This window comes from Luedemannella flava (assembly GCF_039528515.1).
Classification (GTDB): domain Bacteria; phylum Actinomycetota; class Actinomycetes; order Mycobacteriales; family Micromonosporaceae; genus Luedemannella; species Luedemannella flava.
In genome coordinates, this window is sequence record NZ_BAAALT010000072.1 from 5,440 (window position 1) to 12,866 (window position 7,427).

Genomic DNA, 7,427 nt, shown 5'->3' on the forward strand with positions numbered 1-7,427 from the left:
CGGCCTACCTGGCGGGTGAGCTGCGCCAACGGCAGATCGGGGTCGGCTGGGCCGGCCTGCGCGACCTGCCGGCGCCCGCCGAGACCGCCACGCTGACCGTCCGGGCCGTCGACGCGCGGCTCGCCGCCGTCGCCGCCGGCACCGGGCCCGGCTCGCAGCTGCGCCGCCGGGCCCTCGTCGCGACCCTGTTCGGCGACGCGACGGTCGACGAGCAGCGGATGCTCGGCGCGCTCATCGCGGGCGAGCTGCGCCAAGGTGCGCTGGCCGGGCTGCTGACGGACGCCATCGCGGCCGCCGCCGGCGTCGACGTCGGGGCAGTGCGCCGGGCGCTGCTGCTGTCCGGCGACTTCAAGACCGTCGCCGTCGCGGCCCTCACCGGCGGGACGCCCGCCCTTGACGCGTTCCGGCTGACCGTCGGCCGGCCGCTCGCCCCGATGCTCGCCCAGTCCGCGTCCAGTGTGGACGAGGCGCTAGCCGCCACTCGGGCTCCCGCCGGTGTCGACGCCAAGCTGGACGGGGTGCGGGTCCAGGTGCACCGCGACGGCGACGACATCGCCGTCTTCAGCCGCAGCCTGGATGACCTCACCGCGCGCATGCCCGAGGTCGTGGCCCTCGCCGCCCGGCTGCCCGTGCGCAGCGGGGTGTTCGACGGGGAGGCCCTCGCCGTCGACGAGGCCGGCCGGCCCCGCCCCTTCCAGGAAACCTCCGGGCGCGCGGCCCGCCAGGCGGCCGGCGCGCTCACCGCCTTCTTCTTCGACGTGCTGCACCTCGACGGCACCGACCTCGTCGACGAGCCCGGCACCGAGCGCTGGGCGGCCCTCGACGCGACCGTGCCGGCCGATCACCGGGTCGCCCGGGTGGTCGCCGGGACCCCCGACGAGGCCCGCGCGGCGTACGACGCGGCGCTCGCCGCCGGCCAGGAGGGCGTGGTCGTCAAGGCGGCCGGCGCGCCGTACGACGTGGGGCGTCGGGGCTCCGCCTGGGTCAAGGTCAAACCCCGGCACACCCTCGACCTCGTCGTCCTCGCCGCCGAATGGGGTCACGGACGCCGCCACGGCTGGCTGTCCAACCTGCACCTGGGCGCACGCGACCCGGCCGGCGGCTTCGTCATGCTCGGCAAGACCTTCAAGGGCCTCACCGACGCGCTGCTCGCCTGGCAGACCGAGCAGCTGCTCGCCCGCGCCGTCGACCGGGGCGAGTGGGTCGTCACCGTCCGCCCCGAACTCGTCGTCGAGATCGCCTTCGACGGCGTTCAGGCCAGCACCCGCTACCCGGGCGGCGTCACCCTCCGCTTCGCCCGGGTGCTGCGCTACCGCGACGACAAGTCGGCGGCCGAGGCCGACACGATCGACGCGGTCCGCGCGCTACACCGCGCCTGAGACGCGACTACCGGACCGCCGGGTCCCCCCGGCGGACGTTGGCCTCGATCTCCGATGCGGCGTACTCCAGCAGCTCGTGGGCGAGGTTGGACAGCGCGCGGGCGCCGGCCACCTCCTCGCCGATCCGGGCCACCGGGCGGTCCACCGGGTTGCGCCGCGCCGAACCGTGGCCGCGCAACTCCTGGCCGCCGGCGGTGCGGACCATCGCCATCGCGTGGCAGTGGTCGGCGTCCTCGTCGAAGCGCATCTCGACCGTCCACGTCTTGGTCATCGTGGCAGTGGTCATGGTCAGCCCCTTCCCATCCGCCCTCATTGTCGCCCAGCGTCGGCGCCTCGATCAGGCCGTTGGCGCACCCGTGTCGACGGGCTCGGCATCCGTGGTCCGGGCGCGCGCCTCCCGCCGGGCCAGGTAGCCGAAGCCGACGAGCGTCAGGGCCGCGAAGATCCACCACTGCACCATGTAGCCCGCGTTGAGCGCCGCGTTCTGATGGTCCGGTTTGACCGCCACGAACCCCTCCGCCGGGTCGTCCACGGTCACGTACACGGGCGCGAGGCGGTACGGCAGCGCCGGGGCGATCCTGGCCGGCGAGATCCGGCGCACCTCCGCCGGGACGGTGCCGTCGGGCGTGGGCGCGCCGGCGCGCGACTCGGGGGCGTGCACCCGGCCGGTCACGGTCACCTCGCCGGCCGGCGCGGCCGGCACATCCGGCCGGGCGGACGCCCCGCCCGTCGCCGGCGCCGGCACCCAGCCCCGGTCCACGAGAACGGCCGAGCCGTCCGCGAGCACGAGCGGGGTGACCACCTCGAAGCCGACGGAGCCCCCGACCGTACGCCCCCGGGCGAGGATCTCGTTGGTCGGGTCGTAGCGACCGGTCACCGTGACCCGGGTCCATTCCGGCTGGGGCGGATCGGCGAGCGCCACGGGCACCGCGCGGGCGCCCGCGTCGATCCGGTCATTGATCGCGCTCCGGTCCTCGAACCGGTGCAGCTGCCACCGCCCCAGACCCACCATGATCGTCGCGGCCAGCACGAAGACCAACGCGGCGCCGAGCCATCGGGGGGTCAGGAGAAACCGGTACACGGTCTCGCACGCTACCGGTCGGCTGATCAGCGCCGGCGCGGGGACCGCGGTCGGTCATCCCCGCCGCGCCGGGGGAACTCGCGGACGTTCGGACGCGGCACGACGCGCGGCCGGTTCCAGTTCGGGCCCGCGTCGCCCCAGATCGTCCGGCCGGTGGGTGGCGTGAAGTACCGCACGGGCTGGCCCTTCAGACCGTCGCGAAGGGTGGCCGCGACGGTCTGGACGGGCTTCCACGAGTTCCCGTCCCCGGCCACGTGCAGCACGTAGTCGGGGTCGGCGAGGAAGCTGGCGGCGGCCAGCTGCGGGGTCATCCCGACGAACCAGGCCGCCCGGGTGTCGTCGGTGGTGCCGGTCTTGCCGGCCACCGGCCGCCCGACGATGCCGTGCACCTGCGGTGCCGTGGACCAGTCACCGCACGGCCCGGTGGCCGCCCGGTACCCGGTGACGCAGCGGGCCGCGTCGGTGGCGGCCCGGGCGGCCCTGACCTTCATGACCTGGCGGCAGCGGGGCTCGGTGACGGAGGTGAGCTGTTTGCCGGACAGGTCGGTGATCTTCCGTACGGGCAGTGGCGCGCAGTACTTCCCCTCCGCCGCGATGGTCGCGTACGCGTTGGCCATCTCCAGCGGCGTGGTGTCCGCCACGCCGAGGGTGAACGAGCCCCAGCCCTTCGCCCGGGCGGGCGAGGCCTGCCACCGGTCGATGTCGGTGCGCCAGCGCAGCCCGAGCCGCTCGGCCATGCGGACCGCCCGCTCGGCGCCGATACGCTGTTCGAGCTGCACGAAGTAGGTGTTGACGGACTTGCCGAAGCCCGACCACATGGTCTGTCGGCCGGTCATGGACTTGTTGGCGTTTCCCGGGCACCACCGGTCGCCGCACTTGCGCTTGTCGTTCCAGTCGGCCGGGTAGATCGACTTGTACCGGTAGGGCGCGTAGAACGAGGTGTTCAGCGGCAGACCGTGGTCCAGCGCGGCGGCCAGGGTGAACATCTTGAACGTGGAGCCGGCCTGGTAGCCGGGCATGTCGCCGCCGCCGAGCAGCGGGTTGACGGTGTTGGGGTAGTTGCTGGGCACGACGCCGCGTTTGCGCCGGTCGGAGTGCGGCCCGTTGTGCCGCTGGTTGAGGCTGTAGACCCGGTTCACGGCGGCCGCGAGGATCCGCCCGGTGCGCGGCTGGACGGCGACCAGCCCGTGCGCGTACGACGTGCCGATCGGCTGCTGGGCGCGGACCTCGCGGAAGGCCGCGCGCTGCACCTTGGTGCTGAGCGAGCTGACGATCCGGTAGCCGCCGCGGCGCAGGTTCTCCTCGCGCTCGTTGGGCGAGTCGCCGAAGGCCCGCTGCTGACGCCACCAGTTCTTGAACATGTCGCAGAAGAAGCCCCAGTTGTTGTTCCTACGGCTGACCCCGACGCAGTCGTTGGGCGGCGTGCTCAGGCGCAGCGCGAGCCCTCGGCGGACGAACCGCGCGGCGTCGGCGGCCGGCACGTACCCGAGCTCGACCATCCGGCCCATGACGTAGTCGCGACGCTGGCGGGCGGCCTTGCCGTCGCGCCCCGGATCGTACGCCGAGGGGGCCTTGACCAGGCCGGCGAGCATGGCCGCCTCGGGCACGGTGAGCTGGTGGGGCCGCTTGGAGAAGTACACCTCGGCGGCGGCGTAGATCCCGTAGGCCCGGTGGCCGAAGTAGGCGACGTTGAGGTAGCCCTCGAGGATCTGCTGCTTGGTCATCCGCTGTTCGATCGCGACGGCGAGGCGGATCTCCTCGATCTTGCGGCGGTTCGTCTGCTCGGTCGCGGCGATGATCTCGGCGGGGGACCGGGCCGAGTCGCGCCGCAGGTTGCGCACGTACTGCATGGTCAGTGTGGACGCGCCCTGGGCGACCTCGCCGGCCCGCTGGTTGGCGACGAACGCCCGCACGACGCCCTTCACGTCGACGCCGTTGTGCTCGTAGAAGCGGCCGTCCTCGCTCGCCACGATCGCATTGACCATGTTCGGCGAGATCCGGTCGTACGGGGTGAACTTCCGGTACTCCTCGTAGAACTGCGCGATAAGGGTGCGCCCGTCGGAGGCGTAGAGGTACGACGTCTGCGCGGGCGGAACCATGCGCAGCTCGGTGGGCAGCGAGTTGACGTAGGTGGCGCCGGTCTTGGCGGCGAGGCTGCCGACAGCCGCGAGGGGGAAGATGATGGCCGCGACCGCGATGCCGGCGATGATGCCGACACGGATCAGAGGGGCCGTCTTGGCGACGGCGGCCAGAGCAGGGGTCCTCATCACCCCAAGGTAGGTGAATCGCCCGTATATGTGTTGAGTATGGACAAAGAGGCCTGCGTGCGATCGCAGGGGACCTATGCGGCATGATCACCTGTGATGGAGCGAGACGAGGACATGCTGCGCGTGCACGGCGACAGCGAGCTGGCACCGGGGCTGGTGGACCTGGCGGTCAACGTCCGGCAGGCGCCGATGCCGGCCTGGCTGGCCGGCCCGGTGACCGCCGCGCTGACCGACCTCGCCCGCTACCCCGACCCCACCGCCGCCCGCGCCGCCGTCGCCCACCGACACGCCCGCGATCCCGCCGAGGTGCTTCTCACCGCGGGCGCCGACCAGGCGTTCGTGGCGCTCGCCCACGCCCTGCGCCCCCGCCGCGCGGTGGTGATCCACCCGCAGTTCACCGAGCCCGAGGCCGCCCTGCGCGCCGCCGGACACGCCGTCGAGCGGGTGATCCTCGACGAGCGCGACGACTTCCGGCTCGACCCCGACCGCGTCCCCGCCGAGGCCGACCTCGTCGTCCTCGGCAACCCGACGAACCCGACCTCGGTCGACCACCCGGCCGCGGCCGTGGCGGGCCTCGCCCGACCGGGCCGGATCCTCGTGGTTGACGAGGCGTTCGCCGACACGCTCTACCGCCCCGGCACCGGCCCCGAGCCCGAGTCGCTGTCGCGCCGCCGCGACCTGCCCGGCCTGGTCGTCATCCGCAGCCTCACCAAGACCTGGGCACTGGCCGGCCTGCGGATCGGCTATCTGCTCGCCGCGCCGGACCTGGTCGCCCGCCTGTCCGACGCGCTGCCCCGCTGGCCCGTCTCCACGCCCGCGCTCGCCGCGGCGGTGGCCTGCGCGTCGCCGCGCGCCGTCGCCGAGGAGGCCTTCCTGGCCGGCGAGCTCGCCGCCGACCGGGCCCACCTGGTCGCGGGGTTGCGGTCGCTGCCGGGGGTGCGGGTGGTGGGGTCGCCCTCGGCCTCGTTCGTGCTGATCAAGGTGGCCGGCGGCGCGGCCGTCCGCGAGGGCCTGCGGACCAGGGGGTACGCCGTACGGCGCGGCGACACGTTCCCCGGCCTGGGGTCAGACTGGTTGCGTCTCGCCGTGCGGGACCCGGGCACCACCGACGCGTTCCTCGCCGCGCTGCGCGACACCCTTCAGTAGTGAACCGTTCGCGGCGCAACGACGAGGTTGCCTACACTGCCCCCGGATGTGGAGAGCCTCATGGACCTGACCAGCACACTTGCGGGCATACGGCCGCTTGACGCGGACGCGATGGCGGCCGCCCGCGCGCGCCAGGCGAGCCTGACGAAGCCGCCCGGCTCGCTGGGGGAGCTGGAGGAGCTCGGCGTACGCCTCGCCGGGCTGGCCGGGCAGTGCCCGCCGCCGGTGCCCGAGCACCCGGCCGTCGCCGTGTTCGCCGGCGACCACGGCGTCTACGCCCAGGGCGTCACGCCGTGGCCGCAGGAGGTCACCGTCCAGATGGTCGCCAACTTCCTGGCCGGCGGCGCGGTCATCAACGTCTTCGCCCGGCAGACCGGCGCCGACGTCGTGGTCGTCGACGTGGGCGTGGCCGGCGACCTGGCCCCCCACCCGGCCCTGCGACCGCACAAGGTCCGCCGGGGCACCCGCGACCTCGCGGTCGGGGCGGCGCTGACCCGCGACGAGGCGGTCACCGCGATCGAGATCGGCATCGCCACCGCGATCGAGCTGGTCGACGCCGGCGCGGACTGCCTGCTCACCGGCGACATGGGCATCGCCAACACCACCCCCGCCGCCGCCCTGGTCGCCGCGTTCACGCGGACCGCGCCGGCGCAGGTCACCGGCCGGGGCACGGGCATCGACGACGAGACGCTGGCGCGCAAGACCGCCGTGGTCGAGGCGGCCGTGGGCCGGCTGCGCCCGGCGGCCGACCCGGTCGACATCCTCGCCGAGGTGGGCGGGCTGGAGCACGCCGCCCTCGCCGGGTTCGTGCTCGGCGGCGCGCTGCGACGCGTACCCGTGATTCTGGACGGGGTGATCGCGGGGTCCGGGGCGCTGGCGGCGGCCGCGCTCCACGCGGACGTCGCGGGGGTTCTCGTGGCCGGGCACCGGTCGGCGGAGCCGGGCGGGCGGGTCGCGCTCGAGCATCTCGGGCTGTCGCCCCTGCTGGACCTGGGGCTGCGCCTCGGTGAGGGCAGCGGCGCGGCGCTGGCGCAGCCGCTCGTGGCCGCCGCGGCGCGCGTGCTGCGGGACGTCGCCACCTTCGACTCGGCGGGTGTGGCGAACAAGTGAACCCGTACCCCCTTGGATTGATTCTCAGCGGCCGCCGGGTGCTGGTGGCCGGCGGCGGACAGGTCGCCTCGCGGCGGGTGCCCGCCCTGCTCGACGCGGGCGCCGACGTCGAGGTGGTGGCGCCGGAGATCACCCCGGCGCTGCGCGCGCTGGCCGACGCCGGCCGGCTGCGCTGGACGCCGCGCGCGGTCGAGGCGTCCGATGTGGACGGTGCGTGGCTGGTGCACGTCGCGGTCAACGACCCCGATGCGGCCGCGATGCTGAGCGCGGCGGCGGAGGAGCGGCGGGTGTTCTGCGTGCGCGCCGACGACCGCCACGCCGCCACCGCGTGGACGCCGGCCGTCACCCGGCACGGCGCGGTGACCGTCGCGGTCACCGCCGGCGGCGACCCGCACCGGGCCGTGGCGATCCGCGACGCGGTCGCCGCGCTGCTGGAGGGCGCCG

At 74.6% G+C, this 7,427-nt stretch carries 7 protein-coding genes; 4 read left to right on the forward strand and 3 right to left on the reverse strand.

Annotation, left to right across the window (positions count from 1 at the left end):
• A partial coding sequence (locus ABD211_RS13865; RefSeq protein ID WP_344130482.1) for an ATP-dependent DNA ligase occupies nucleotides 1–1,379 on the forward strand: 1,379 nt, incomplete at its 5' end.
• Between the two features lie 7 nt (nucleotides 1,380–1,386).
• Here the strand turns inward: ABD211_RS13865 and ABD211_RS13870 are convergent.
• Genes ABD211_RS13870 through ABD211_RS13880 form a run of 3 tightly spaced genes read right to left on the reverse strand, consistent with a single transcriptional unit; the run spans nucleotide 1,387 to nucleotide 4,727 of the window.
• Nucleotides 1,387–1,665 carry a DUF1876 domain-containing protein gene (locus tag ABD211_RS13870; RefSeq protein WP_344130485.1) on the reverse strand — a complete coding sequence of 93 codons (279 nt, stop codon included), beginning with the start codon at nucleotides 1,663–1,665 and terminating at the stop codon, nucleotides 1,387–1,389.
• Between the two features lie 51 nt (nucleotides 1,666–1,716).
• Nucleotides 1,717–2,460 carry an SURF1 family cytochrome oxidase biogenesis protein gene (locus ABD211_RS13875; protein ID WP_344130488.1) on the reverse strand — a complete coding sequence of 248 codons (744 nt, stop codon included), beginning with the start codon at nucleotides 2,458–2,460 and terminating at the stop codon, nucleotides 1,717–1,719.
• A 26-nt stretch (nucleotides 2,461–2,486) separates the two neighbouring features.
• Nucleotides 2,487–4,727, reverse strand: coding sequence for a transglycosylase domain-containing protein (locus ABD211_RS13880; RefSeq protein WP_344130491.1), 2,241 nt, complete (start codon nucleotides 4,725–4,727; stop codon nucleotides 2,487–2,489).
• 96 nt (nucleotides 4,728–4,823) lie between these two features.
• On the opposite strand from ABD211_RS13880, the gene cobC reads away from it, so the two are divergent.
• The 3 genes from cobC to ABD211_RS13895 all read left to right on the forward strand — a co-directional run.
• On the forward strand, nucleotides 4,824–5,873 hold the full coding sequence (cobC, locus tag ABD211_RS13885; RefSeq protein WP_344130494.1) for an Rv2231c family histidinol phosphate aminotransferase CobC: 1,050 nt from the start codon (nucleotides 4,824–4,826) through the stop codon (nucleotides 5,871–5,873).
• A 60-nt stretch (nucleotides 5,874–5,933) separates the two neighbouring features.
• Nucleotides 5,934–6,983 carry a nicotinate-nucleotide--dimethylbenzimidazole phosphoribosyltransferase gene (gene cobT / locus ABD211_RS13890; protein ID WP_344130503.1) on the forward strand — a complete coding sequence of 350 codons (1,050 nt, stop codon included), beginning with the start codon at nucleotides 5,934–5,936 and terminating at the stop codon, nucleotides 6,981–6,983.
• Nucleotides 6,980–7,427: precorrin-2 dehydrogenase/sirohydrochlorin ferrochelatase family protein (locus ABD211_RS13895; protein WP_344130497.1), on the forward strand; the 448-nt coding region annotated here is incomplete at its 3' end. The genes cobT and ABD211_RS13895, both read left to right, overlap by 4 nt.